Origin of the sequence: Kitasatospora sp. NPDC093679 (genome assembly GCF_040683455.1) — a bacterium.
GTDB lineage: Bacteria > Actinomycetota > Actinomycetes > Streptomycetales > Streptomycetaceae > Kitasatospora > Kitasatospora arboriphila.
This window is the reverse complement of the sequence record NZ_JBFBDW010000001.1, coordinates 371,041-394,844: the sequence shown is the minus strand read 5'-3', so window position 1 is coordinate 394,844 and position 23,804 is coordinate 371,041. Positions and strand designations below refer to the sequence as shown.

The 23,804-nt window shown below is 73.8% G+C and carries 23 protein-coding genes and 2 pseudogenes; 7 read left to right on the top strand and 18 right to left on the bottom strand.

Annotated features, from left to right (window positions below; all coding sequences use genetic code 11):
• Positions 1 to 7 precede the first annotated feature (7 nt).
• The 3 genes from AB0O09_RS01715 to AB0O09_RS01705 all read right to left on the bottom strand — a co-directional run bounded on the left by AB0O09_RS01715 (position 8) and on the right by AB0O09_RS01705 (position 3,032).
• On the bottom strand, positions 8 to 1,675 hold the full coding sequence (locus AB0O09_RS01715) for a molybdopterin-dependent oxidoreductase (protein ID WP_363539111.1): 1,668 nt from the start codon (positions 1,673 to 1,675) through the stop codon (positions 8 to 10).
• A gap of 391 nt (positions 1,676 to 2,066) precedes the next feature.
• Positions 2,067 to 2,552 carry an ATP-binding protein gene (locus tag AB0O09_RS01710; RefSeq protein ID WP_363539109.1) on the bottom strand — a complete coding sequence of 162 codons (486 nt, stop codon included), beginning with the start codon at positions 2,550 to 2,552 and terminating at the stop codon, positions 2,067 to 2,069.
• 102 nt (positions 2,553 to 2,654) lie between these two features.
• On the bottom strand, positions 2,655 to 3,032 hold the full coding sequence (locus tag AB0O09_RS01705) for a hypothetical protein (RefSeq protein ID WP_363539107.1): 378 nt from the start codon (positions 3,030 to 3,032) through the stop codon (positions 2,655 to 2,657).
• Positions 3,033 to 3,433: 401 nt separating this feature from the next.
• On the opposite strand from AB0O09_RS01705, the gene sigK reads away from it, so the two are divergent.
• Both sigK and AB0O09_RS01695 read left to right on the top strand, forming a co-directional pair.
• The gene (gene sigK / locus AB0O09_RS01700; protein WP_363539265.1) at positions 3,434 to 3,958 is read left to right on the top strand and encodes an ECF RNA polymerase sigma factor SigK; all 525 of its coding nucleotides are present in this window, start codon (positions 3,434 to 3,436) and stop codon (positions 3,956 to 3,958) included.
• On the top strand, positions 3,955 to 4,710 hold the full coding sequence (locus AB0O09_RS01695; protein ID WP_363539105.1) for an anti-sigma factor: 756 nt from the start codon (positions 3,955 to 3,957) through the stop codon (positions 4,708 to 4,710). The genes sigK and AB0O09_RS01695 overlap by 4 nt, the downstream gene beginning before the upstream one ends.
• 237 nt (positions 4,711 to 4,947) lie before the next feature.
• Here AB0O09_RS01695 and AB0O09_RS01690 read toward each other — a convergent pair whose 3' ends face one another.
• Positions 4,948 to 5,748, bottom strand: a complete 801-nt coding sequence (locus AB0O09_RS01690) for an alpha/beta fold hydrolase (protein WP_363539103.1) — start codon at positions 5,746 to 5,748, stop codon at positions 4,948 to 4,950.
• A 197-nt stretch (positions 5,749 to 5,945) separates the two neighbouring features.
• Positions 5,946 to 6,599, bottom strand: coding sequence for a fasciclin domain-containing protein (locus tag AB0O09_RS01685; protein ID WP_363539101.1), 654 nt, complete (start codon positions 6,597 to 6,599; stop codon positions 5,946 to 5,948).
• 202 nt (positions 6,600 to 6,801) lie between these two features.
• Here AB0O09_RS01685 and AB0O09_RS01680 point away from each other — a divergent pair, with 202 nt between their 5' ends.
• Entirely contained in the window at positions 6,802 to 7,023 is a 222-nt protein-coding gene (locus AB0O09_RS01680) for a hypothetical protein (protein WP_363539099.1), read from the top strand.
• A gap of 21 nt (positions 7,024 to 7,044) precedes the next feature.
• On the opposite strand, the pseudogene AB0O09_RS01675 reads toward AB0O09_RS01680, so the two are convergent.
• The 3 genes and pseudogenes from AB0O09_RS01675 to AB0O09_RS01665 all read right to left on the bottom strand — a co-directional run.
• Positions 7,045 to 7,188 (bottom strand): annotated as a pseudogene (locus AB0O09_RS01675) (IS5/IS1182 family transposase); the annotation flags it as partial.
• A gap of 221 nt (positions 7,189 to 7,409) precedes the next feature.
• Positions 7,410 to 7,718 (bottom strand): annotated as a pseudogene (locus tag AB0O09_RS01670) (serine/threonine-protein phosphatase); the annotation flags it as partial.
• A 160-nt stretch (positions 7,719 to 7,878) separates the two neighbouring features.
• On the bottom strand, positions 7,879 to 8,847 hold the full coding sequence (locus tag AB0O09_RS01665) for a glycoside hydrolase family 16 protein (protein WP_363539097.1): 969 nt from the start codon (positions 8,845 to 8,847) through the stop codon (positions 7,879 to 7,881).
• Between the two features lie 546 nt (positions 8,848 to 9,393).
• On the opposite strand from AB0O09_RS01665, the gene AB0O09_RS01660 reads away from it, so the two are divergent.
• Positions 9,394 to 11,544 (top strand): glycosyltransferase, encoded by a 2,151-nt coding sequence (locus AB0O09_RS01660; RefSeq protein ID WP_363539095.1) that lies wholly within the window; start codon positions 9,394 to 9,396, stop codon positions 11,542 to 11,544.
• A gap of 430 nt (positions 11,545 to 11,974) precedes the next feature.
• Here the strand turns inward: AB0O09_RS01660 and AB0O09_RS01655 are convergent, their stop codons facing one another.
• Positions 11,975 to 12,739, bottom strand: a complete 765-nt coding sequence (locus tag AB0O09_RS01655) for an alpha/beta fold hydrolase (RefSeq protein ID WP_363539093.1) — start codon at positions 12,737 to 12,739, stop codon at positions 11,975 to 11,977.
• Positions 12,740 to 12,843: 104 nt separating this feature from the next.
• Between AB0O09_RS01655 and AB0O09_RS01650 the strand changes: the two genes are divergently transcribed.
• Complete coding sequence (locus tag AB0O09_RS01650) at positions 12,844 to 13,683, top strand: helix-turn-helix transcriptional regulator (protein WP_363539091.1); 840 nt, start codon at positions 12,844 to 12,846, stop codon at positions 13,681 to 13,683.
• A 54-nt stretch (positions 13,684 to 13,737) separates the two neighbouring features.
• Here AB0O09_RS01650 and AB0O09_RS01645 read toward each other — a convergent pair whose 3' ends face one another.
• On the bottom strand, positions 13,738 to 13,989 hold the full coding sequence (locus tag AB0O09_RS01645; RefSeq protein ID WP_363539263.1) for a UBP-type zinc finger domain-containing protein: 252 nt from the start codon (positions 13,987 to 13,989) through the stop codon (positions 13,738 to 13,740).
• 167 nt (positions 13,990 to 14,156) lie between these two features.
• A complete protein-coding gene (locus AB0O09_RS01640; protein WP_363539089.1) occupies positions 14,157 to 14,651 on the bottom strand; it encodes a hypothetical protein in 495 nt (164 codons plus the stop codon).
• A 397-nt stretch (positions 14,652 to 15,048) separates the two neighbouring features.
• Between AB0O09_RS01640 and AB0O09_RS01635 the strand changes: the two genes are divergently transcribed.
• Positions 15,049 to 15,693 (top strand): dihydrofolate reductase family protein, encoded by a 645-nt coding sequence (locus AB0O09_RS01635; protein WP_363539087.1) that lies wholly within the window; start codon positions 15,049 to 15,051, stop codon positions 15,691 to 15,693.
• 77 nt (positions 15,694 to 15,770) lie between these two features.
• Here the strand turns inward: AB0O09_RS01635 and AB0O09_RS01630 are convergent, their stop codons facing one another.
• Positions 15,771 to 16,058, bottom strand: a complete 288-nt coding sequence (locus AB0O09_RS01630) for a hypothetical protein (RefSeq protein ID WP_363539085.1) — start codon at positions 16,056 to 16,058, stop codon at positions 15,771 to 15,773.
• A gap of 204 nt (positions 16,059 to 16,262) precedes the next feature.
• Here AB0O09_RS01630 and AB0O09_RS01625 point away from each other — a divergent pair, with 204 nt between their 5' ends.
• Positions 16,263 to 16,937 (top strand): hypothetical protein, encoded by a 675-nt coding sequence (locus AB0O09_RS01625; protein WP_363539083.1) that lies wholly within the window; start codon positions 16,263 to 16,265, stop codon positions 16,935 to 16,937.
• 47 nt (positions 16,938 to 16,984) lie between these two features.
• Here the strand turns inward: AB0O09_RS01625 and AB0O09_RS01620 are convergent, their stop codons facing one another.
• The 6 genes from AB0O09_RS01620 to AB0O09_RS01595 all read right to left on the bottom strand — a co-directional run bounded on the left by AB0O09_RS01620 (position 16,985) and on the right by AB0O09_RS01595 (position 23,735).
• Complete coding sequence (locus tag AB0O09_RS01620) at positions 16,985 to 18,601, bottom strand: FAD-binding oxidoreductase (RefSeq protein WP_363539081.1); 1,617 nt, start codon at positions 18,599 to 18,601, stop codon at positions 16,985 to 16,987.
• Positions 18,602 to 18,693: 92 nt separating this feature from the next.
• On the bottom strand, positions 18,694 to 19,041 hold the full coding sequence (locus tag AB0O09_RS01615) for a hypothetical protein (RefSeq protein ID WP_363539079.1): 348 nt from the start codon (positions 19,039 to 19,041) through the stop codon (positions 18,694 to 18,696).
• A gap of 304 nt (positions 19,042 to 19,345) precedes the next feature.
• Positions 19,346 to 20,785 (bottom strand): transglycosylase family protein, encoded by a 1,440-nt coding sequence (locus AB0O09_RS01610; protein ID WP_363539077.1) that lies wholly within the window; start codon positions 20,783 to 20,785, stop codon positions 19,346 to 19,348.
• A gap of 169 nt (positions 20,786 to 20,954) precedes the next feature.
• Positions 20,955 to 22,775 carry a hypothetical protein gene (locus AB0O09_RS01605; protein ID WP_363539075.1) on the bottom strand — a complete coding sequence of 607 codons (1,821 nt, stop codon included), beginning with the start codon at positions 22,773 to 22,775 and terminating at the stop codon, positions 20,955 to 20,957.
• Between the two features lie 434 nt (positions 22,776 to 23,209).
• On the bottom strand, positions 23,210 to 23,563 hold the full coding sequence (locus AB0O09_RS01600; RefSeq protein ID WP_363539073.1) for a hypothetical protein: 354 nt from the start codon (positions 23,561 to 23,563) through the stop codon (positions 23,210 to 23,212).
• Between the two features lie 7 nt (positions 23,564 to 23,570).
• Complete coding sequence (locus AB0O09_RS01595) at positions 23,571 to 23,735, bottom strand: hypothetical protein (RefSeq protein ID WP_363539071.1); 165 nt, start codon at positions 23,733 to 23,735, stop codon at positions 23,571 to 23,573.
• Positions 23,736 to 23,804: the final 69 nt, after the last annotated feature.

The window sequence follows — 23,804 nt, the reverse complement described above, 5'->3', positions numbered from 1 at the left end:
TGGTGTGTCAGGTGACGGTGACGACGGTGCTGTGCCAGCCCGTCGAACCGGACGGAAAGGGGGGCTTGCGGGTTTCGGGCTGGGTGCGGCCGAGTGCGTCGGTGGCGCGGACCTCGATGCGGTGGGTGCCGGGTGCGGCCGTGTGCCAGGTGTGCGACCACTGGCGCCACAGGTCCGGCCCGGCGTCGGCGGCGAGGTCGGCCTGCTGCCACGGCCCGCCGTCGACGCGGACCTCGACGGCGGCGATGCCACGGTGGGTCGCCCACGCGGTGCCGGCCAGCTGCACGTCGCCGCGCGGCACCCGGGCGAACGGCGCGGGAACCTCGATCCGGGAGGCGGTCTTGACCTCGCCGGTGCGGTCCCAGCCGCGGCGCACCCAGTACGGGTCGAAGGCGGCGAAGCGGGTGACCTCCAGGTCGACGAGCCACTTGGTGGCGGAGGTGTAGCCGTAGAGGCCCGGCACCAGGGACCGGCAGGGGAAGCCGTGCGCGATCGGCAGCGCCTCGCCGTTCATGCCCACCGCCAGCAGGGCCCGGCGGCCGTCGAGGACGGACTCCAGCGGCGTGCCGATGGTCATGCCGTCCCGGGAGCGGGCGATGAGTTGGTCCGCTCCGGGCCGGACGCCGACCCGGCGCAGCAGTGCGGGCAGGGAGGCGCCGAGCCAGCGGGCGGTGCCGGCGTAGGTGCCGCCGACCTCGTTGGAGACGCAGGTCAGGGTGTAGTCCATCTCCTCCAGGGGCTGGCGGAGCAGTTCGTCGAGGGTGACGACGGTGGGGTGGTCGACCAGGCCGTGGATCCGCAGGGACCAGTCGCGGGGATCGATCTTCGGCAGGGTGAGGGCGGTGTCGACGCGGTAGAAGGCGGTGTTCGGTGTGGTGAAGGTGGTGAGGCCGGGCACGACCGGCCGGGTGCCGGCCGGCAGGGGCCGGGCGGGGACGGCGGGGGCGGGCAGTCGGACGGCGGCGCGGGCGGCGGTGATGTCGCCTCGGCTGTCGGCGAGGCGGCGGCCGCCGACGGCTGCGAGGGCGGCAACGGCGGCGGTGGCGCCGGTGGCGGCCAGGACGGTGCGACGGGCCGGGCGGGCGGCGGGGGCGGCAGTACGGTCGGCGGGGGGAGCGGCATCGGGCGCGGGGCCGGGGGTGGGCACGGTGGCGTCTGGCGCGGGTGAGGCGGGTGCTTGGGCTGCGGCCCGCAGCAGGCGGGCCAGCCACCACAGGGCGGCGGCACCGACGATTGCGGCGGCGACGGACGGGAGGGTGTCGTCGGGTCGGGCCGTCGGCCGGGAGAGGGCGGCCCACACGCCCACGCCTCCGAAAGCGGCGATGACGGCCGCGCCGGCGGCGGGCCGCTGACGGCCCAGCAGGCCGGCTGCGGCGGCGAGCAGCGCCATCGTCGTGTAGATCCCGGTCAGCAGCACGGTCTTGTCGTGGGTGCCGAAGGTGCGGACTGCGTATTCCTTCAGCGGGGTGGGTGTGAGGTCGATCGCTGCGGAGCCGACTGCGATCACCGGGGCACTGCCGGGGCCGGTGAACGCCGCGGTGATCTCGCCCGCTGCGACGGCGAGGCCAGCCGCGGCCAGTCCGGTCGCACCGGCGGCAGCGGACCGGGCCAGGGCCCGGGCGCGGGTGCGCGGCGGGCGCTGGCTGCCGGTCAGGTGATCGTCGGGTGTGTTCACACCTGGCATTCGGAGGGGTGGACGGGGCCGGATGGGTGGGCATCGCCGGCGCGCCGGGCCGAGGGTCGGGGGAACGGCTGTGCCGACGGGCCGTCATTGGGGCCGCAGGACCGTCGAGGGTGATGTGCTGGTCCGATCGGGGGACTTCCGGCTGTCGGCAGCCGTCCTCGTCGCCTCCGGCGGCGAACCCCAACTGCCCGGCGCCGCCGGAGGGCGATGGCCGGGCGGTCCCGGGGCGGGACCGTTCGCCGATCCAGTCCGACGCACAGACGGGCGGCCCGCCCCGTGGCCCGCGACGACCCGGCCACGCCGGCGGAGCTGAACGGCGGGCCGCGAACGGTCCCGGGAAGGGTCGGCGGGCTGCGTCTTCCCGCGTGCCGGAGGCGCCGTCCTACCACGGGCGGGCGACGCCGGGCGGCCGGGCCGCGGGCGGGCGGGGCGGCGGCGGGAGCGGGGCGAGGTGGGCGTGTACGGTCTTGCCGCTGGCCGTGTCCAGGGTGACCGAGACGCTGTCGCAGAGGGCTGCGACCAGGGTCAGGCCCCGGCCGCCGAGAGCGGCGCCGGGTTCGGCGAGGCGGGGCTGCGGCAGGACGCGGCTGGTGTCGCTGACGTCGACGTCGAGGCCGGACGGGCCGTGGGCGAGACGGAGGCTTCCCGGGGCGTGCGTGTGACGCACGGTGTTGGTGACGAGTTCGCTGATCACCACCAGGGCGTCCTCGCGCAGCGGCCTGGGAAGGTGAGCGCGGGTCAGGAAGGCGCGGGCGCCGGCCCGGACCTCGGCCACGCACCGGTCGGCGTCACCGAAGGCCACGGTCCATTCCAGCAGGGGCGGCTGTGCCGGGGCGGGTGCGGGCGGCGGGAGAAGGGCGGTGTTCATGGTTCAGGTCCTGGGTTCACTGGCCCGCGGGCTGTCGAGGACAGGGCGGGCCCGGCGCCGGGCGGCACCGGGCCCGCCGATGGCATGGGCGTACGGGTGTCGTCAGCGGCAGTACCAGCCGGCCGGGACCCAGACCTTCTCCCAGTGGGTGGGAATCCACTTCCACTCCCAGCCCGCCTTCTGCCACATTTTGTGCCAGTAGCCGTGGTGCCAGTGGTGGTGGGCGTCCCACCAGCCCGGGTGCCAGACGTTCTTCCAGTACCCGTGGTGCCAGACCTTCTGCCAGTGCCCGTGGACGAGCTTGTGCTCCCAGTGCGCCGGGTACCAGCGGCACTCCTTGTCGTGAGTGACCGAGGACGTGGCGGACGCGGTCGTGGTGGCCGAGGCGGTCGTGGCCGAGGTGGCCACGGCGGCGCCGCCGGCGAGGACCACGCCGGCCGCGGCGGTCGCCAGCGAGCGCCTGGTGCGCGTGGCAGTCATCGTCCCGCACCTCCTTCCTGAGGGTTCGTCACCGGACGCCGAGTGGTCGGCGCCCGGGCCGGGCGGTGTTCCATGACCTTGATTCGCGCACGGACGATGCTTGGACGGGAAGATCGCCCCATTTCTTTCGCTTGAATTTTCGACACTCGGACGGCCTACGTTCTGCGGCCCGGACCCGTCCGCAGCCACTCGGGGAACGAACCAACAACGAGGGCGCACAGGTCCCTCCCCATCCCCACCGGCGACCCGAAAGGCCCGATCGTGAAGCCCCGCCACCCCGACCCGCCCCGCTGCCGCTCCCACCCCCGATCGGGGCGGCGGGCTGCGGCCGGGTCCACACCGTGAACGAGCCCGTCCGGGCCACCACGGCCCGCACCGACGGGCCCCGGCTGGAGGCCCTGATGACCGAGGTCGCCATGGGCGACCAGGACGCCTACCGGAAGGTGTACCGGGCCCTGCTCGGGCCGGTCTTCGGAATCGTCCTGCGGGTACTGCGCGACCCTGCCCAGTCCGAGGAGGTCACGCAGGAGGTCATGCTGGAGGTGTGGCAGCGCGCGGCCCGCTACCGGCCGGAGCGCGGCGCCGTCGTCCCCTGGGTGATGACCATGGCCCACCGCCGCGCGGTCGACCGGGTGCGCCGGGCCCAGAGCGCCGCCGCCCGCGAGGAGCGCGCCGCGGCCCACGAGCACACCACCGCCTTCGACGAGGTCGCCGAAGCCGTCGAGGACCGCCTGGAGCATGAACGTCTGCGCCGCTGCCTCACCGCGCTGACCGGCCTGCAGCGCCAGTCGCTGACCCTCGCCTACTACCGCGGCCTGACCTACCAGGAGGTGGCCGACCTGGTGCACGCGCCGCTGAGCACGGTCAAGACCCGGATGCGCGACGGCCTGGTCCGGCTGCGCGACTGCCTGGGGGTGCACCCGTGAACGACACCGCCGACCTGCACACCCTGTCCGGCGCGTACGCCCTGCACGCCCTCGCCGAAGCCGAACGCGCCGCCTTCGACCGCCACCTCGCCCAGTGCCAGCCCTGCCGGACGGAGATCGCCGGATTCGCCGCAACCCTGGCCCGCCTCGGCCTCGCCGCCGCCACCGCGCCGCCGCCCGGCATGGAGGACCGCGCGATGGCCGCCCTCCCCCGCATCCGGCAGCTCCCGCCGCGCACCGTCGCCGACCGGCTGCTGCCCCAACGCGTCCGCAGCCGCCCCGGACGCACCGCCGCACGCCTCGCCCTGGCCGCCTGCCTCGCCCTCACCGCCGTCTTCGGCGGCCTCGCCGTTCACCAGCACGACCAGGCGCAACGGGCCGAGAGCAGGACCACACAACTGCGCACGGAACTCGCCGAATTCGGTGCGCTCCTCACCGCGCCGGACGTCCGCAGTGCCACCGTCCCCACCGGCGACGGCAGCGGGAGCGGCACCGCCGTGTGGTCACGCCAACGCGACCGGGCAGCGTTCCTCGCCACCGACCTGCCGCCGCTGCCCGCCGGCCGCGCCTGGGAACTGTGGCTCGACAACGGCGGCGCGCCCCGCCCCGCCGGCCTCCTCCACACCTCCGACGGCACCCTGCTGCTGCCGGGCGGCCTCGACGGCGCACGCGCCCTCGCGCTCTCCCAGGAACCCGCAACCGGCTCGCCGCAGCCGACCACCGACCCCGTCCTCCTGCTCCCCCTCACCTGACCCACCCCGGAACGGGGGCGGGCAGCAGCAGGGTGCCGTCAGGAGCGCCCCGTGCGCTCCTGACGGACAGAACCGGGAGACCTCCCCGTGTCCGCACTCCCCGAAATTCGGGGCCCCATTGGTGCAGCCGTTCCCCCGCGGCAGGCCCACCTTCCCGGAGTATCGCCACCAGCCGACCACCGCGGATGCCGTACTGGGCGGGGCCGTGCGGTAGGGCCGCTGCCGCACGGTGCGGCCTCAACGCGGCGGAGTGCTGTCGGTGCCGCGGATCGTCGGCCCGAAACCGCCGCCGGCGGCGGGGTGTTCCTGCGCCGCCGGGCGGTGCCGCATGCCGGGCTGGTCCTGCCAGTAGGGCGCACGGCGGTGCGGGCTGACGGGTGTCGCGGAGGCGAGCACCAGCGGTGCGCCGGTGAGCACCGCCGCGACCGCGTCCACCGTGAGCCGGTGCCAGCTGCGGACGTCACGCAGCATCGCGTGTCCGCCGCGCGGCATCGCGACGGTGCCGACGCGCGCGTCGGCAGTGGCGGCACGGCGGGCGAGATCCCAGGACTGCGCCGCCGAGGTGACGGTGTCGCGCTCGTCGTGGAGGATCACCAGGCTCCGTCCGGCCAGGTGGGCGACGGGTTCGCCCGGCGGGCACCAGGGTGCGAGCGCGACCACGCCCCGCACCGCGGGATGTCCGGCCGCGGCCATCGCCGCCCGGCCGCCCATCGAGTGGCCGACCAGGGCGACCGGCAGCCCCGGCACCAGGTCGGTCAGCTCCTCCAGGGCGCGGCGCGCGTCCTGGACCGGGTGCGCCGCGGGCCGGTTCCAGCCGCGGTACCGGTAGCGGACCCGCGCGATCAGAACGACGTCGCCCGGCAGTTGGCAGCGCAGCGCCCGGGCGAACGGGTTCATCCGGCGCCCCGGCAGGTTAAGGCGCGTCGGCGGGGCGAGGCTGTCGGCGCGGCCGCCGTGGAGCAGGAGCACCACGGCCTGCGGGCTGTCGGGGGTGTGCAGCACGTCGAGGGCCGGGATGGCCGTGCGGCTCCGCTTCACGGGAAGACACCTCCTGATCGGCCTGATCGGCCCCGGGACGTCGTACGGATCATGGACGCGCGCCCCGGGAGCGAGGTCCGGACCCTGGTGCCGGCGCCGGGGGACCGGGCACGGACATCACGGTCACCGGGGCCGTGGAAGTGCAGCCCCGGCCGGGAGTACCGGAGGAGAGCCGGGGCTGCACGCTCTCGGGCGGGTCAGGAGGCGGGCATGAGGACGGTGTCCACGATGTAGACGGTGGCGTTGGCGGTCTGGACGTTGCCGCACAGGACCTTGGCGTTGCCGTTCGCGGTGAAGTCCTGGTCGGCGCCGGTGACGGTCACGGTGCCGCCTTCCAGGGTCTTGTGATCACCCGCCAGGTCCACGGGGGCAAGGCGCTCGGGGGCGACGTGGTAGGTGAGGATCTTGGTGAGCTTGTCCTTGTCGGCGAGGACGGCATCCAGGTCCTTCTTCGGCAGCTTGGCGAAGGCGTCGTTGGTCGGGGCGAACACGGTGATGTTCTGTGCCGAGTTCAGGGTGTCGACCAGGCCGGCCTTGGTGACGGCGGTGACGAGGGTGGACAGCAGCGGGTTGTGGGAGGCGGCGGTGGCGACCGGGTCCTGGGCCATGCCGGCGAAGGAGCCGGCGCCGTCCTTGGGGACGGCCGAGCACGCGGCGCCGAACGGGCGGGCCGCGGCCATGGCAGGACTCGCGGCGGCGGTCGGCACGGCCCGCGAGGGTGCGGCCGAGGTGCCGCCTGCAGCGGCGTTGCTGCTGGAGCTTGCCCCGCTGCCGCAGGCGCTCAGGCCGAGCGCGAGGGCGCCGGCGGCAACGAGGACGGCGAAAAACCTGCTGCGGGACGTGGTGGACACGAGAGTGGACTCCTCAAAAGAAACGGCACGGGCGGAACGGGACGGCGCGCCGCACACTCGGCCCGGAGCCACTGCTGCCGGCCCGGCGCGCTGTGCGTTCGCCGTCACAGGAGCGTTCGGTGCGGGGCTGGCCGGGGTTTGGTGGCATTGCAGGAGTCACCCGCAGGAGTGACGGCCGGCCATCACACGTTCCCTTCACGCCATGGAAATCCGGCGGAACACACCTCACGGCCGGAAGGAACTGCGCGGCCGCGCAGCAGCCCACCAGCTGCAGCCGACCGCCTCGCAGCCGACCATCGCGGCGATTGCCGAGCGCGCCAGGGTCACCCGGCTGACCGTCTACCGGCACTTCCCCGACGAGACCTCGCCGTTCCAGGCATGCTCGGGGCACTGGCTGTCACAGCAGCAGCTGCCCCAACCCTAGGTGTGGGGCGCGATCGAGGATCCGCTCGACCACCCAGCGGACGGTGCCCAGGCCGGAGCCGTGCGGGACTCCGCGGCGGGCGATGACCGGCTTGATGCCGCGCTTCCAGAGCAAGCGGCGGTACTTGTCGAAGTCGTAGCCGCGGTCGGCGAACAGCTGGCGCGGGTGCCGGAGGGCATGTCGGCGTTCAGCCGCACCTCGCCGACCGCACCGTCGCGCAGCCGAAGCGGACAGGGTGGCCGGCGTTGACGGAGTTGGGCCCGGCTGCCGTCGAGGGCGATGCGCAGGAGCTGGCCGGTGGTCCGCCGGCCCCAGTGGCGACCAGGTACGCGAGGGCGTGCGCGCACCTGTTCTGGGACGTCCTCGGTGACGTCCCGGAGGTGCAGTTCCAGGACGCCGATGGTGTCGCCTCGGTTGGTGACGGGGGCGAGGATCCGCTGCCCGTGGTCGTCGTCGGGTGCGTGCAGCAGTTCCTGGGAGCGCAGCACGTCCTCGTAGCTGCTGCCGGACAGGCGGATCCGCTCGGCGCGGCGGCCCTGCCGGGTGGCCGTCTCCTCGCCGACCCGGACCATCCGCCGGCCGACGATGTCGACGAGCAGGAACGACACGTACTCGGCGCCGAAGCGCTCCCGCAGGTTGCGCGCGACGACGTCGAGGGAGGCCGTCGGCGCGTCCTGCTCCGCCGCGGTCAGCACGTCCGCCGGTCCGGTCCGCTGACGCACCACGCCACCTCCCGGATCACCGGTGCGTCTTTCCGGCGCCGCCGCGGAAACACCCCGCTGCGGGCGCGGTCCACCGGGGTCCGGGGCGAAGGGCGGGCCGGGAGCCGGCCCGCCCTTCGCCGTGGGGCCGGGGTCAGGACTTCGGCAGGGTGTCCACGAAGTCGGTGCCGGCGCTGTAGAAGCCGTCCACGGTCTTCTGGACGTCGGCGTAGGAGACGGCCTCGGCGTCCTTGTAGTAGAACCAGTTGATCTTCAGGTTCCAGGTGCGCTGTCCGCCGAGGGACGGCAGCAGGTCGATGAACCAGTTGCTGAAGTGGACGTCCATCTTCTCGCGCGGGACGTACTTGCCGGAGCTGGTGAACAGCTCCTTGCCGTCCATGGAGTAGGTGGCCTTCCCGCCCACGGAGGTGACCATCATGATGTGCCAGCCGCCGAGACGCTGCTTGTGGGGCTTGGTGACCCGGTCCGGCGGGTCGGCCTTGAACCAGCTGGTGGTGTCGAGCTGCGGACCGGGCGTGCCCCAGCCGCCGTTCGTCATGTACTCGTAGTCGAGCTCGCTGTAGTTCGCCGAGTCGTCCTGGGGGGAGATCGGGAAGTAGGACTGGACGACGTGGTCGCCGTTCTTGCCGCCGGCCGGCTTGTCGCTGAGGTAGACCCGGGCGGCGTAGGTGCCGTTGAAGAGCTTGGCGCCGGTGCTCTGGATCTCGACCTGCTTGGTGCCCTTCTGGGTGCCGTCGGTGGACGCCTGCAGCTGGAGGGTCCGCTTGCCCTGGGCGGTGGCGTCGTCGGGGAAGCTCGCGCCGGCGTCGGACCAGGTGTCCTTGATCCCGGGGCCTCCCTCGCCGGTGCGGATCTCCCAGCCGTGGGCGGTGAGCGCGGGGTCGGTGGGACCGGTGTAGTGGAAGTTGTCGAACAGGGTTCCCGGCGGGCCGGTCGGGGTCGGCGAGGCGCTGGTCACCGACCCGCCCTTCGCCGTCGTGCCGTCGCCGTCGCCGCCACCGGACGCCGGACCGCTCGAACAGGCGGTGAGCACGCACAGCAGGGTCGGGAGGGCGAGCACGCTCCACGCGCGGTGGCGAGGGGTGCGGCGGGGCTGACTCACGCGGGCTCCTTGGGGCGTGCCGGTCGCACGTGCGCACTGATCGGATGAGGGGGTCATCCTAACGGGACGCGAACACCCCTCCGGCGGGCGCCCGGCAGGAACCGGAGGGAGGGAGTCCGAGGTCGGGAAGGGTGCGTGCACGCCCCCGTTCCGGCATGCACCGACCGGTATCTCGATCCGATTACAACCCCCCGCCAGATCAGGCCAAATCCACCCATCGAACTCAATTCGATTCAGCCCGGTGCACTAACGTTCGCTACTACGCTCCCGCGGTCTACGTACCCTGCACGGAAAGGCGTCGCCCGGTGCGCCCAGCCATCTCGTTCCTCGAACGCGGATCGGCGCACCCGCCACAGCCTGACGTGCGCGAGTCAAGCTTCGAAGAGGCCGCTCCCGCACCGGTGTTCGTCGACCGGTCCGGTCCGCGCGGCCGGCTGCTGCGGGGCTTCGGCCGGCCGCCGACGTCGCCGCCCGGGACACCCTCCCGCTCGGGCCTGTAGCCCGAGCACCCCTGAACCGCCGCACCACCCATCTCCAGGAGCGCCAATGTCCCGCCACCAGCGCCGCCGGCAGTCCCTGCGGAGGCCGCGCCGACTGGCCGCGCCGCCGTTGCGCTTCTTCATGCCGCTGTCCCTGCTGGCATGCCTGCTCCTGCTCATCGTCCTGCGCGGCCTGGCCACCAACGAGGTGTTCCACGACGCCCGGGTCGCCGACTCGGCCGACCAGACGACCGTGCCGACGAACCTGCTCAAGGGCGGCCCGGTCATCGACGCGCGCGGCGACCGCAACGACGACCCGGTGAGCTACCGCATCCCGGACCGCACCGTGGTGCTCAGCTTCGACGACGGCCCCTCGGCGGAGTGGACGCCGAAGATCCTGGAGATCCTGGAGTCCCGCCACGTCCGCGCGGACTTCTTCGTGACCGGTGCCATGACCGCCCGCAACCCGGACCTGATCCGGAAGATCGTGGCGGGCGGCCACGAGATCGGCCTGCACAGCTTCACCCACCCCGACCTGGCGTTCCAGTCGCACGCCCGGATCAGCTGGGAGATGGCCCAGACCCAGCTGGCCCTGGCCGGCGTCGCGGGCGTGCACAGCTCGCTGTTCCGCCCGCCGTACTCCTCCAACTCGGCCGCACTGGACGACTGGAGCTACCCGGTCATCAAGTACCTGGGTGCCCAGGGCTACGTCACCGCCTTCATCGACCACGACACCGACGACTGGAAGCGTCCGGGCGTGGACGCGATCGTCAAGGAGGCGGTGCCGGCCAAGCCCGGTGCGGGCGAGCTGATCCTGCTGCACGACGCCGGTGGCGACCGCTCCCAGACCGTCGAGGCGCTCGGCGTGCTCATCGACAAGCTGCAGGCCGACGGCTACCGCTTCGCCACCATCACCGAGGCGCTCGGCGCCTCCAGCGCCACCACGCCGGTGCACGGCTTCCAGCTGTGGGCGGGCAAGGGCTACATCTGGGCCACCCAGCTCGGAGTGAAGACCCTGCCGGTGCTGATCGCGATGCTGGCCGTGGTCGGCTTCCTGAACTTCGGCCGGTTCGCGCTGATGCTGGTCCTCGCCCCGATCCACGCCCGCCGCAGCAAGCGGCTGGACCTCTGGGGCGATCCCGTCACCGAACCGGTCACCGTGCTCGTCCCGGCCTACAACGAGCGCGAGTGCATCGCCAACACCCTCAACTCGCTGGCCGCCAGTGACTACCCGATCGAGGTCATCGTCATCGACGACGGCTCCTCGGACGGCACCGCGGACATCGTCGAGGAGATGGACCTGCCGTTCGTCCGGCTCATCCGCAAGGTCAACGGCGGCAAGTCCAGCGCGCTCAACACCGGCATCGCGGCCGCCTCGTACGACATCGTCGTGATGATGGACGGCGACACCGTCTTCGAGCCGTCCACCGTCCGCGAACTGGTCCAGCCCTTCGCCGACCCGGGGATCGGCGCGGTCTCCGGCAACGCCAAGGTCGGCAACCGCGACACCCTGATCGGCGCCTGGCAGCACATCGAGTACGTCCTCGGCCACAACCTGGACCGCCGGATGTACGACATGCTCGGCATCATCCCGACCATCCCCGGCGCGGTCGGCGCCTTCCGCAAGGAGGCCCTGGAGGCGGTCGGCGGGATGAGCGACGACACCCTCGCCGAGGACACCGACATCACCATGGCGGTGCTCTGCGAAGGCTGGCGGGTCGTCTACGCCGAGCGCGCCCGCGCCTGGACCGAGGCCCCCGCCAGCATCCAGCAGCTCTGGTCCCAGCGGTACCGCTGGAGCTACGGCTCGATGCAGGCGATGTGGAAGCACCGCCGCGCCGTCACCGCCGGCGGGCCGGCCGGACGCTTCGGCCGCCTCGGACTGCCGCTCGTGGTGATGTTCGGCGTGGTCGCCCCGCTGCTGGCACCGCTCGTCGACATCTTCCTGCTGTACGGCGTGTTCTTCGCGGACGCCCGGCTTACCCTCACCAGCTTCGGCGGCTTCCTGATGATCCAGGCCGTGCTGTCCTGGTACGCCTTCAAGCTCGACCGCGAGAAGCCCTGGCACCTGATCAGCCTGCCGACCCAGCAGCTGGTCTACCGGCAGCTGATGTACATCGTCCTGCTGCAGTCCGCGATCACCGCGGTGACCGGTGGCCGCCTGCGCTGGCAGAAGCTCCGCCGCACCGGCGAGGTCGCCGTACCCGTGGAGGCGTGACCGCGAGCACGCCCTCCGGCCGATCCGGAGGCCGACGAGTCCCGGGCCGACGACCTGGTGCGGCTCACTCGGTCCTGTTGACGGTCTGAGCGCACGGACGCGAGGATTCCGATCATCATGAGGCGCATCGCGAAGTCGCTGTGGGACCCGGCCCGTACTTCTTCGCCGACCGCCCACTCACGCCGGGAGATCCGCGGGCTCCGGGCCCTGCGGACTTCACGCCGGACGACTCGGACGGTGAGGAGGGCCACGTCCTCCGCCTGGACGGCGGCGATGTCGTGATGCTCCGGCGAGGCCCTCACCACGCGCCCCGCACCTACGTACTGGCGGCCATGGTCGATGACGCCGCACGGCTCCTCGCGGAGTTCGCCGCAGAGTCGGAACATCCGGGAACCCGGGTCGACCGGTCCTGACTCCTGCGGACGCCGCCTCAGCGGGCGGTGCGGTGCTCGGCGCGACGGGCCGGTGGAGGTGCGGCCCCGTGCGTACCCGCCACCGCATCGTCCTCGCCGGGTCCGTCCGCTCCGTCGAGCAGGAGGGCGGCGACCGCCTGCGGGGCCTCGCGCATCGCGTTGTGGGCGGTCGGCAGGTCGTGGACGGTCCATGCCGGGTCGGCGAGCAGCCGGGTGCGCTGGTCGGCGAACGGTGTGCGGTCCTCCCATCCCGAGCAGTGGACGAATTCACGGCGGGGGACGTCGGCGTGAGCGCCGGTGAGGCGGACCGTCTGCAGGAGGGCGGCGAGCGGGTGGGGGCGGCGGCGGGGGTCGCCGTCCGGCCGCCACGGGGGTTGGACGGCGTAGCCGGTGGTGGCGGCGCCGGTGACGAACGACTGCCGGTAGCCCTCGTTCATGAGGGACCAGCACGAGTCGCCGTCGCGCGGCACGCAGGCGTCCAGGTACACCAGCCGGGAGACCCGGCCGCCGGCGCGGTCGGCGGCGGCGGTGATCACCATGCCGCCGTAGCTGTGGCCGACCAGCGTCACGTCGTCGAGGTGGGCGCGTTCCAGCAGGCGCAGTACGTCGTCGGTGTGGGTGTCGAGGTTGGCGGTGGCGATCGTGGCGGGGTCGTCGTGGGGGTGCAGGCCGGTCAGGGTCAGGGGGTGGACGGTGTGGCCGGCCCGTTCCAGCAGCGGGACCACCGCCTCGAACGCCCAGGAGCCGTGCCAGCCGCCGGGTACGAGAACGAACGTCGCCATGGGGGCTTCCCCTCTCCGCTCGGCGGTGGCACCGGGGGCCACCGCTCATGACGGGAAGTCTCGTCCTCGCGCGTCGTGGCGTGCTGTCGATACGATGCCGTCCGATGCCCGTTCACCGCCAAACCCGCCCGGACGCCGGCGCCACCTCGCTGACGTGGCCCTCCGGCGGTCGTCACCTGTGGCCCTCGGGCGGCGGCAGCGGAGCGCAGGCGCACGCCCGCGGGCACCTGGTGTACGCGGCCCGCGGTGTCCTGGTGCTGCACACCGAGAGCGGGACGTCGATCGTTCCGGCCAACCGCGTCGCGTGGACGCCCGCCGGGTCCACGCACCGGCACCGCGCCCACGGGGAGACGGACATGCGGATCGTCTTCCTCTCGCCGTCCCTGGCCCGGCTGTTGCCCGGGCGCCCGGCGGTGTTCCGCGTCTCCGGGCTGGCGCGGGAGGTCCTGCTCGCCCTGACCGGCCCGCGCGGCGGCGGCCACGACGAGGACGGGGCGGGCGACGGGATCGACGGTGACGGCGGTGGGGCGGTGCCCCGGTACGGCCGCGCCGCGCGTGGACGCCTGCTGCGGGTGCTGGTCGAGGAGCTGCGTGAGGCCGACGAACAGCCGCTGCACCTGCCGCACCCGCGCGACGACCGGCTGCGGGCGATCGAGCGGATCCTGACCCGGACGCCGGACGACACCACCACACTGGCCGGGCTCGGCCGGCGTGTCGGGGCCGGTGCCCGTACCCTCAGCAGGCTGCTGCGCGACGAACTCGGCATGACCTTCTACGAGTGGCGCACGCTGGTGCGGGTGCACCACGCGCTCGTCCTGCTGGCCGAGGGCCACGACGCCACGTACACCGCCCACGCCTGCGGCTGGGCCAACCCCAGCGGCTTCATCGCGGCGTTCACCGACCTCGTCGGCACGACCCCGGGCCGCTACCGGGCCGGCGGCTGACGCGGGGCCGGGATCCGGTCGTTTCCTGCGGATCATCGGGCGGTGCGGTCCCGGTCAGGCGGGGCGCAGGAAGACCTCGTCGGTGTAGCACCAGGCCCAGTCCTCGCCGGGTTCGAGCGAGCGGGCGATGTGGTGTCCGCCGTGGGCACGGGCGTGGCGGTGGGCGTGCTGCCCGGGCGAGCTGTCGCAGCAGCCGACGTGCCCGCAGCTCAGGCAGGCCCGCAGGTGGACCCAGGTACGGCCGGCCCGCAGGCAGTCCTCGCAGCCGGGGGTCGTCCCCGCGGACACCTCCCGAAGCCCGTCCAGATGCCCGCAGGTCCGCTGGACGACCAGCCCCGGATCCACCGCGACGCGCCATTCATGCCGTTCGTTCACGGCACCCACATTAGCGGCCGGCCCGGGAAGGCCGGGACGTGCGACGCTCGATGCCGTCGGGGCTCACGGGGTGGGGGATCCGTCCCGGACCGGCCACGTCAGCCGAGCGATGCGGCCCGCCGGACGGCCGTTGCGGCGAGCCGGTGCAGGTCCTCGGCCGTGAACGGCGCGCCCGTCTTGACGACGTCGAGGTACATCACGATCTTGCCGCGCCGAAGGCAGAGCACGTTCCAGGTGGTCTGGCCCTCGTGCTCCGTGAAGTACCGCTCCTCGTCGCCGAGATCGCGGAACGCGTCCGCCGAAACCTCCTTCGCCTGCGGCGTGATCGTTCCGAGCTCGCTGATCATCTCGGGGAAACGGGCGACTGCCTTCTCCGCGCTACCCGCGACCTCGATCTGCTCAGTAATGTGCTCCAGAGGACCGTTCAGGCCCTTGAATCCGGTGGTCGTGAGCTCGCCGTCGGTGTTGCACCGGTCGGGCACCACGGTCCGGTCGTAGCCGTCCGGGAGGTCCGTTCCGTTGATCATGGCGCTGCAGCGGTCCTGGCCGGCGGAACCGGCGGGAACGGCGGATGCACCGGCGGAGGCCGGCACCGTGGCCGACCCGCTGCCGGCCCCTGCGTTCGAGGCGCCTCCCGCGGACGAGCACGCCGTCCCCAGGACGAGCACCGCCCCCGCCAGCGCCGCCGCCCTCACGGCCCGTGCACATCGCCGCCGGCCCATGCCGCCCTCCCCGTGCTTGATCGTCGGACGGCGCGGAGCGTAGCAGCCGCGCCGAGGGGGAGGACCGACAGGGCGGTGGGGATCGCCGGCCGAAGGGGTGGCACCGCCGATGCCGGCCGCGACGACCATCATCGGGACGCCGGGGCGCCGGGGCGCCGACCGCGGCGCAGCGTGGTAATCAGTGACACCTGGGTGCCGTCGCGGCGAGGAGTGCGCCGGTCCCCGGGTCCGGCCGTCCGGCCGGGACGAACCCTCTTCGGGAGTGGGCATGGGCCTCATCCACATCGAACTGTTCGCGACCCTCGACCTCGTCGGGCAGGCGCCCGGCGGGCCCGACGAGGATCCGGCGGGCTTCCCGTTCGGCGGCTGGCAGGCGCCGTTGATGGACGAGGTCGCCGGGGCGCAGGTCGGTGCCGCGTACGAGGGCACGGACGCCCTCCTGCTCGGCCGGCGGACGTACGACATCTTCGCCGCGTACTGGCCGCATCAGGAGGGCGGCGCGGACGACGGGATCGCCACGCTGTTCAACCGCGTCCCGAAGTACGTGGCCTCCCGCGGCAATCCCGATCTCTCGTGGGCGGGGTCCACCCGGCTCGGGCCGGATCTGGCCGACGCGGTGCGCGAGGTCCGCGACCGGCACGAGCACGTGAAGGTCGTGGGGAGCCTGAACCTGGTGCAGACCCTCCTGCGCGAGAAGCTCTTCGACCGTCTCGACCTGTGGGTGCACCCCATCGTGCTGGGCGTCGGGAAGAAGGTGTTCGACGGGGGCGCGGTGCCGACGAACCTCACGCTCCTCCGGCCTCCGACAGCCGGTCCGAAGGGCACGGTGTACCTGCGCTACGGGCTCGCCGACGGCACGCCCGCGACGGGCGACATGAGCGCGCCGGATCGCGGTGCGGGTCGCGACGGCTGAGGGAGGCAACAGCCCTCCCCCACCGGCCGCGGGGCGGGACCGCACGTTCTCCGTACGGTCCGGACCGGCCTTCGCGGTCAGGAGCCGGGGGTCCAGGCGTTGTGCAGTTCGACGACGTCCTGCGGCGCGCCGGTGACCGGGATTCCGGCCTTCTCCAGGAGCGGCATCACCACCTCGCCGAACTTCTCCATCGCCTCCCGGCTCTCCCAGACGTCGTACACCTCCAGCGCCTGGTCGCGGACGAACGCGGCGTGCGACAGGCACCCCTCGAACGGGTTCCCGGGCAGCGCGTGCAGCGCCGCGTTCAGTGCGTCGTACTGTTCCGCCGTGACACCCGGCATCCGCCCGTGGACAAGAACCGCCATCACAACCTCCTCTGGGAACGGGCCCGCCCCTGCTCGCCGCCACTCGTGCGACCGTTCCAATCTCCGGCCGGCGCACGGTCGGCGCAACCGCCCGGGGTCGGGCCCCGCGGGCGACCCGGGGTGTGCGGTTCCGGGGACGGTCGTGTCGGCCGCGGGCCGTATCGTTGCGGTGATCGTCATCGGATCGCACACACGGGGGCTCACATGACCGTTCACCGGCCGGGACTGCCGGAGGACCTTCCGCCGGCGGAGGAGTTGTGGGCGCGCTGGGCGCTGCTCGCCGCCCTCGAGGCGACCACCGAGCACGAGGAGCGCCCGCCGCGCCACCGGACGGGCCGGTGGCTCGACGACGAGGGCCTCCACTGGGACGACTGCGGCTGCACCTGGTGGGTCATGTCGGCGCGGGGCGACGGCCGGTTCGTGCTGTACGGGGAGGACGAGGCGAGCGACGTCAAGTGGTACGAGCCGGCGATCGACGTGCTGGCGGGCGGCCCGGACTGGCTGCCGTACGAGGAACTGCGGGACCGCCTCGAAGGGTGCGAGATCGGCTGCGTCTACTGGTACGAGAACGGCGCCTGGGCGCGGGCACCGTACCCGGACGACCTCGGCGACGACGGCCTGGACTGCGGCATGGGCGACTTCGTCGACCGCGGCCGGGTGCTGGGCGAACTGGCGAACCGTCTGGACGGCACGGTCGACGGGCCGGGCGCGGACAGCCTGCTGGCCGACGCGGAGGCGTACCGGCTGGCGCCGCACGGGCTGCTGGAGCGGCTGGGTGCGACCGACCGCCACGACGATCCGCTGGACCGGCCGGCCCTGGTCCGGGTGCTGACCCGCGCCGGTCTGACGGGCGGGTTCGCGGGGGCGGACGCACGCTGACGAGCCGCTCGGGCCGGCTCCGAGCCGTCTTCCGCCCGTAGGCCGCGTCAGCCGCCGAGCGGCACGGCCTGCGGGAACCGGAACAGTCCGTTCGGGTCGTACGTGCGCTTGACGCTCCGCAGCCGGGCCGCGTTCGCCCCGTAGTAGGCCTGCTCCCAGCCGTCCAGGCGGGGGTCGACGTAGTTCTGGTAGGCCTGCCCGCTCGCGTAGGGACGCATCGCCGTCCACACGCCGTCCAGCCAGCTCCAGGAACGGTCGGCGTCGGTGCCGCCGGTCACCCCCGGTGGAAAATTGGCGGTGTACTGCGCGGTGAAGAGGCCGTCGCGGTGGACGAAGGCGGTGTCGCCCGCACCCACCCGGTTGATCGCGCCGCCCAGGGCGTCGAACGCCACCCCGGCGCTGCCGCCCTGCGGGCCGGTGCGCGGGTAGCGTTCGACCGCGGCGACCAGGGCCCGGGCGCCGGCGTCGTCGATCGGCCGGGTGAAGACGTCGGACTTGGCGCCGTACGACTCCCGGGGCACCCGTCCGGCCGGGTCCTGGCCGGGCAGGCTGCCCGGCAGGTGCGAGGCGGCCTGCGAGTACCCGGAGACTCCGCCCATCGCCTGCATGGTCGCCAGGTAGGACGCCGTGTGCAGCTTCGGCGCGGTCGGGGCGACCGCCAACCGGTCGATCAGGTCGGCGAGTTCGTCCTTCGGGCCGAGGTAGGTGACGGTGCTGCCCAGTTGGGTCCGGCCGTCCGCCCACACCAGCAGGTGCAGGTCCGCCCAGAGCGCGTCCGGCGCGGTGGGCGCCCAGGCCTGCCAGGCGGCGATGACGGCCACCGCCTTGGACCACGGCCAGCTCAGGAAGGCGTACGAGCAGTCCGCGGCGGGGTGCGTGCGGAAGGAGAACGAGGTGACGATCCCGAAGTTGCCGCCGCCACCGCCGCGCAGCGCCCAGAAGAGATCGGGCTCGGACGAGGCGTCGGCCGTCCGGATCCGGCCGTCGGCCGTCACCACCTCCGCCGCGGTGAGGCTGTCGCAGGTCAGTCCGTAGGCCCGGCCCGTGACGCCGATCCCGCCGCCGAGCGTGAGGCCCGCGACCCCGACCGTCGGGCAGCTCCCGGCGGGCACCGTGACCCCGGCGGCGGCCAGCCCGGTGTACACGTCGATGAGCCGTGCCCCGGCGCCGACCCGTGCCCCGGCCGCGTCCCCCGACACCCCGGCCAGCCGGCTCACGTCGATCACCAGCCCGCTCCCGGAGGACCAGCCGGCGTAGCTGTGCCCGCCGCTGCGCGCTGCCACCGGCAGCCCGTACCGGCGCGCGAAGGCCAGGCAGGCGGCCACGTCCTCGGCGTGACCCGGGTAGGCGACGCCCTGGGGCCGGAGCGTGTCGTACTGCGGCTGGAACAGCCGGCCGGCCGCGGCGTAGCGCGCGTCGCCGGGGCGGATCAGCTGCCCGTCCAGGTCCTGGGCCAGCCCCGCCCAGTCGGCGGGCTTCGGCGAGCCGGGGGACGGGGACGCGCTCACGGAGGCCGACGGCGCGGCCCCGGTCGAGCCCGTCGCCCGCGGCGAGCCCTGCGACCCCGCCCCGCCGCCCGAACACCCGGCGAGGCCGGCCGCACCGGCCGCACCCAGCGCGCCGGCCGCCAGGACGGCCCGGCGGGAGACGGTCCGCTCCTCCATGTGCCGACTCCCTCTCTCGACCTCGGGGTCTTCGCCGTGAGGTGCCCGCCGACGCCGTCGGCCGCCACCGGCGCGGCGCCGCGCGGAACCGTTCAGGCCTCGGGATCGGCGACGGCCGCGGCCCGCAGCAGCGTCACTTCAGCCTCCAGCTCGGCGACCCGCGCCTCCAGCCGGCTCACGTCCCGGAGGGCGTCGCGGCGTCCCTCCTTGTTGCGCTTGGCCACATCGCTCAGGGTGTCCACCCGGTCCGCGAAGGCATCGCGTTCGTCGGCGATCGGCTGCACGACCTGGACCGCGACCACCTCGGCGATCCAGTTCACCCACGCCGCGATGTGCCGCTCCCCCTCGGAGTCCCGGAGCACGGCACCGCGCAGCCCCGTGACCATGGCCGGGCCGATGGCCTCGGCGATGCGCGCCTGCGGACCGAGCGGCTCGGACACACCTGCTCCTGACGGTGGGAGGGACGGACGGCCACCGGAAGGCGGCTCGCCACAGATTCTCCCACGCACCGCACCTCCCCCCGCCCCTGCCCGCCTCTGCCCGGTGGCCCGCGCACGTCCCGCGCTGCCGCCCCCGTGACTCCCCTCCCGCCGAGCCAGGGGACCGGCGGACCGGCGGACCGGCGGACCGGCGGTGGAGCCTGCCGCGCCGGCGAATCCGACCTGCGCGGCGGGGCGCCGGGCCGGAGAGGCACGGAAAAGGGACGTCCGGTCCGTGGACCGGACGCCCCTGGCCGGGTGCGGGTTACCGGGCGGTGGGGAGCTTGGCGGTGAGGCTGGTGGGGACGCTGACCACGTCGTTGAGGCTGAGCTTGCCCGGGCCGAAGTCGGCGGCGGTCAGCGCCTTCTTGCCGCCGTTGTTGACGCACTGCCAGACCGTGGCGCTGTCGGGCGACAGCAGCAGGGTGCCGTCGCCCGGCGCGGTCCTGGCCGCGGCGGTGGCCTCCCAGGCGCCGGGGACGGGGGTCAGCGGACGCTTGTCGTAGCCCAGGCCGGTGTAGTCGGCGTAGCCGAGGGGGACGGCCATGCCGCCGGCCATCACGTACACGCTCGGGTCGGCGCCGGAGGCGTTCTTGACGACGGTGCCGTCGGCCACCGGGCGGGCGACCGCAGTGGCGAGCCAGGCGCCGGGGACGCCCATCAGGGTGCGGGTGTTGTAGCCGTCGGCGGTCCACTCGGAGGCGGAGATGTGCAGGGCCGCGCCGGCGGCCATGACGTAGCGGCTCGCGTCGGTGCCGGACTGGTCCATCAGGACGGTGCCGTTCGACGGCGTCCTCACCGAGGCGGCCTTGAGCCAGTCGGTCGGGACGCCCATCAGGGTGCGGGTGTTGTAGCCGTCGGCGGTCCACTCGGAGGCGGAGATGTGCAGGGCCGCGCCGTCGACCATGACGTAGCGGCTCGCGTCGGTGCCGGACTGGCCCATCACCACCAGGCCGCTGGGCAGTCCGCTCGCGGCGGCGGCGGCGAGCCAGGAGGAGGGAACGCCCATGTCCGGCCGGGTGTTGTAGCCGTCCGCCGTCCAGTCGGCGGCGGAGATCGGCAGGGCCGCGCCGGCCACCGCCACGTAGCGGGAGGCGCCGCCGGCCCGGTCGTGGAGGACCGTGCCCGCCGGCGGCGTGGTGGGCAGGGCGTTGAACGCCGCGTCGTCCACCAGCACGATCCGGCTCAGGTCGTAGCCGTCCGGGCCGACGTCCGAGCCGGCCACCGGCAGGCCGGCCCCGCCGATCATCACCTTGACCGAGGGTCCGCCGGGCGACTTGACGAGCGTGCCGCTCGGCAACGAGGACGGGTTGGGGTAGGAGGTCGTGGCCGGGTACGGGTCGGCGTGGTCGCTGCCGAGGCCGGCCAGCGGACCGCAGTGGGGCCAGGCGCCCTCGCCCTGCGAGGCGAGGACCTTCTCGGCGATCAGGATCTGCTGCTGCTTGGTGGCGCGGTTGGCGTACTGCGCGTACTGGCTGCCGCCGTAGCCGAGCCAGGTGCTCTGGGAGAACTGGAGGCCCCCGTAGTAGAGGCCGTTCGCCGAGACGATCGACCAGTCGCCGCCGCTCTCGCACTGGGCGACCCGGTCCCACGTGGACACCGAGGCGGCAGAGGCGTGCCCGCCGAGTGCGAGCGGGGCGGCGAGGGCGAGCAGCGCGGTGGCGGTGAGGGCGCGTACGGACTTCTTGCGGGCACTGGCGGTCATGACGGGTTCCCCCCTGGAACGGAGCGGGTCGAGGTCGGGCGGGGCGGTGCGCGGGGCAGCCCGGGCGGGCCGGGCCGCCCCGTGGGTGCGGTGCTGGTGCGTGCTCGTGCTCGTGCTCGTGCTCGTGCTGGTGCGGGCGCGGGCGCGGGCGCGGTGCGGAACTGCGGGACTACTGGGTGACGGTGGGGAGCTTGGTGGTGAGTGCGGTCGGGACCTTGACCACGTCGGTGGCGTTGTAGGAGTCCGCGGTGGCGGCCTTCTTGCTGCCGCCGTTGACGACCTGCCAGACCGTGGTGCTGTCGGGCGACTGCAGCAGGGTGCCGTCGCTCGGGGCGGCCTTGGCGGCGGCCGAGGCCTCCCAGGTGCCGGGGACCGGCCGCAGCGGCTGCTTGTCGTAGCCGAAGCCGGTGAAGTCCGCGTAGCCGAGCGGGACGGCCATGCCGCCGGCCATCACGTAGACGGACGGGTCGGCGCCGGAGACGTTCTTGATCACGGTGCCGTTCTTCAGCGGACGACCCACCGCGCCGGCCTCCCAGGTCTCCGGGACGCCGACCACCGGCTGGTTGGCGTAGGAGGTGGTGAACTCGGCGTTGGTCAGCGGCAGGGCGGAGTTGTTGACCATCACGTACACGCTCGGGTCGGTGCCTGCCTGGCCCTTGATCAGGGTGCCGTCCGCGACGGTGGAGCCGGCCGCGCCGGCCAGCCAGCCACCGGGGACGCCCATGAGCGACTGCCCGTTGTAGCCGTCGGCGGTCCACTCGTCGGCGGAGATGTGCACGGCCGCGCCGGCCACCATGACGTAGCGGTTGGCGTCGGTGCCGGACTGGTCCATCAGGACGGTGCCGGTCGGCGGGGTCTTCGTGGCGGCCTGGGCGAGCCAGGTGCCGGGGACGCCCATGAGGGGCTGGGTGTTGTAGCCGTCGGCGGTCCACTCGGAGGCGGAGATGTGCAGGGCGGCGCCGCCGATCATCACGTAGCGGCTCGCGTCGGTGCCGGACTGGTCCATCACCACCATGCCGGCCGGCAGGGTGGCCTTCAGGGCGTTGTTCAGCCAGGAGGTGGGCACGCCCATGTCCGCGACGGTGTTGTAGCCGTCGGCGGTCCACTCCGCGCCGGTGATCGGCAGCGCGGCGCCGCCGACGATGACGTAGCGGCTGTTGCCGCCGGCCTGGTCGTGGACCACGCTGCCGGACTGGAGCGAACTGGGCAGGGCCCAGAACTTGGCGTCGTCGACGGTGACGACCCGGCTCAGGTCGTAGCCGTCCGGGCCGACGTCCGAGCCGGCGACGGCCAGGCCCGCCCCGTTGATGATCAGCTTGACCGTCGGGTTGCTCGGCGACTTCACCAGGGTGCCGGTGGGAAGGGTCGCCGGGTCCGGGTAGCCCTGCGGCGCCGACGAGTCGACGATCTTGTTGTAGCGCAGGCCGTAGTAGCCCATGCTCTTCAGGTACGAACGCGAGTAGGTGGTGTAGCGGGTCGGGTAGTCCGTGCCCGACTCGGTGAAGACGTTGGCGTTGGTGTGGCTGCCGTCCGTCCAGCCGGCGAACAGGACGACGTGCGTGGCGCTGTTGATCGCGTCCCCGGGCTTGAGGTCGTCGAGGCCGGCCAGCCGGGTCGAGACGGAGGGGAGGCTGTCGGTGGTCAGGCTGCTCGTCAGCTGCCACGCCATCGAGACGAGCCCGGAGCAGTCCTCGCGGTAGCGGCCGCCGGTCGCGCTGTCGGCCCACCAGCCGTACGGGGACTGGAGGCCGTGCGGGCTGTACGGGACGAGGTTGTTGACCCAGTCCTGGGCGCGCTGGATCGCCTGGGAGCGGGTGACCGGGCCGCCCGGCGCGGCGCCGCCGCCGAGCGTGCCGGTGGACGTCACCGACTGGTAGCCGGACACCACGGTGTCGGCGTGGGCGGGCAGGACGACCAGGGCAGCGGAGGCGAGGCCGGCGGAGAGCACGGTGGCGACGGCGGCGACGGCGGTGCGCTTGCGAACGGACATGAGGGATTCCCATCGAGGTTGATCCGACGAACGGTCGGAGGAGTGAACTGACCGGGCACGGCCCGGTCCGGGGCGCGGACGGCTGCCCTGCAGGAGCAGCCGGGACGTGGGACGAGGGCATGCCGGAGGCGCTGGGCGCGTCGGGTGCGTCGGGCGCGCGGGATCCGCGTACGGGGAAGGCGGTCCGTGGGTGCGGTGCACATCCGGTGCGCGAAGCTCCGACCGGCCGGAGCAGCCGCTCCACGAGGAGCAGCCATCACCGGGGGAGACGGCGGCGTGCGGGATGTGACGGTGTGCGGGATGTGACGGTGTGCGGGATGTGACGGTGTGCGGCGGCCGATCGGTCATGCGCTCCGGACGGCCGGACGCCTCGGCGTCAGGGCGCACTGGTGACCGGATGCTCGGGTGCTCCGGCGGTGACGCCTTCCGGACGGTCAGCCGCTGCGGTCGTCGCGGACCGTGGCGGTGTCATCGGCTGCGCCGCCGTCGGGAGCCGGGCAGCCGTCGGGGGCCAGGTAGCGGCCGTGCAGCAGGGGCGAGGCCCGGTGACAGCGGGCGAGCAGGGCACCCGCTCGCTGAACGGCACCCGGCGCCTCGGGGTCGGACGGAGTGCGGGTGAGGAGGTAGAGCAGGAGGTCGATGCGGTCGTCCTCGCTGCGGGCCGACGCGTGTTCGAGACCGTCCACGGGCCGGGCGTGGGCCCACAGGGCCCCGACGACCTCGGCGGCTTCCCCCGCCCGGGCGGGTTCGGGCCGCCTGCGCTTCAGGCTGGCGTAGACGATGTCCATACCCCCATCACCCCCAGGTGAGGTTGTCGGACGAGGACGCGGTGGCGGACGGGGCGGTGACCGACGGGGTGACCGGGTCCTGGACGGCGGTGGCGGTGGGCGCGGAGAGGACGACGGTGCCCAGCGCGAGGGCGGCGACCGCGGTGGCCTGGGCGATACGGGTGCGGATCATGGCGACACTCCTTGTGGTGACGTGACGGACGGGTTCGCTCTTCACCGGTCGTGCGTCCCGCGGTTGACG

What these genes read in the sequence shown, in the direction of transcription:
- AB0O09_RS01625 (WP_363539083.1), top strand. Translation starts at nt 16,263, where the DNA reads ATGACCGTTCACCGGCCGGGACTGCCGGAGGACCTTCCGCCGGCGGAG.
- AB0O09_RS01660 (WP_363539095.1), top strand. Translation starts at nt 9,394, where the DNA reads ATGTCCCGCCACCAGCGCCGCCGGCAGTCCCTGCGGAGGCCGCGCCGA.
- AB0O09_RS01650 (WP_363539091.1), top strand. Translation starts at nt 12,844, where the DNA reads ATGCCCGTTCACCGCCAAACCCGCCCGGACGCCGGCGCCACCTCGCTG.
- AB0O09_RS01595 (WP_363539071.1), bottom strand. Translation starts at nt 23,735, where the DNA reads ATGATCCGCACCCGTATCGCCCAGGCCACCGCGGTCGCCGCCCTCGCG.
- AB0O09_RS01610 (WP_363539077.1), bottom strand. Translation starts at nt 20,785, where the DNA reads ATGACCGCCAGTGCCCGCAAGAAGTCCGTACGCGCCCTCACCGCCACC.
- AB0O09_RS01630 (WP_363539085.1), bottom strand. Translation starts at nt 16,058, where the DNA reads ATGGCGGTTCTTGTCCACGGGCGGATGCCGGGTGTCACGGCGGAACAG.
- AB0O09_RS01605 (WP_363539075.1), bottom strand. Translation starts at nt 22,775, where the DNA reads ATGTCCGTTCGCAAGCGCACCGCCGTCGCCGCCGTCGCCACCGTGCTC.
- AB0O09_RS01655 (WP_363539093.1), bottom strand. Translation starts at nt 12,739, where the DNA reads ATGGCGACGTTCGTTCTCGTACCCGGCGGCTGGCACGGCTCCTGGGCG.
- AB0O09_RS01705 (WP_363539107.1), bottom strand. Translation starts at nt 3,032, where the DNA reads ATGACTGCCACGCGCACCAGGCGCTCGCTGGCGACCGCCGCGGCCGGC.
- AB0O09_RS01600 (WP_363539073.1), bottom strand. Translation starts at nt 23,563, where the DNA reads ATGGACATCGTCTACGCCAGCCTGAAGCGCAGGCGGCCCGAACCCGCC.
- AB0O09_RS01680 (WP_363539099.1), top strand. Translation starts at nt 6,802, where the DNA reads ATGGAAATCCGGCGGAACACACCTCACGGCCGGAAGGAACTGCGCGGC.
- AB0O09_RS01710 (WP_363539109.1), bottom strand. Translation starts at nt 2,552, where the DNA reads ATGAACACCGCCCTTCTCCCGCCGCCCGCACCCGCCCCGGCACAGCCG.
- AB0O09_RS01620 (WP_363539081.1), bottom strand. Translation starts at nt 18,601, where the DNA reads ATGGAGGAGCGGACCGTCTCCCGCCGGGCCGTCCTGGCGGCCGGCGCG.
- AB0O09_RS01635 (WP_363539087.1), top strand. Translation starts at nt 15,049, where the DNA reads ATGGGCCTCATCCACATCGAACTGTTCGCGACCCTCGACCTCGTCGGG.
- sigK (WP_363539265.1), top strand. Translation starts at nt 3,434, where the DNA reads ATGACCGAGGTCGCCATGGGCGACCAGGACGCCTACCGGAAGGTGTAC.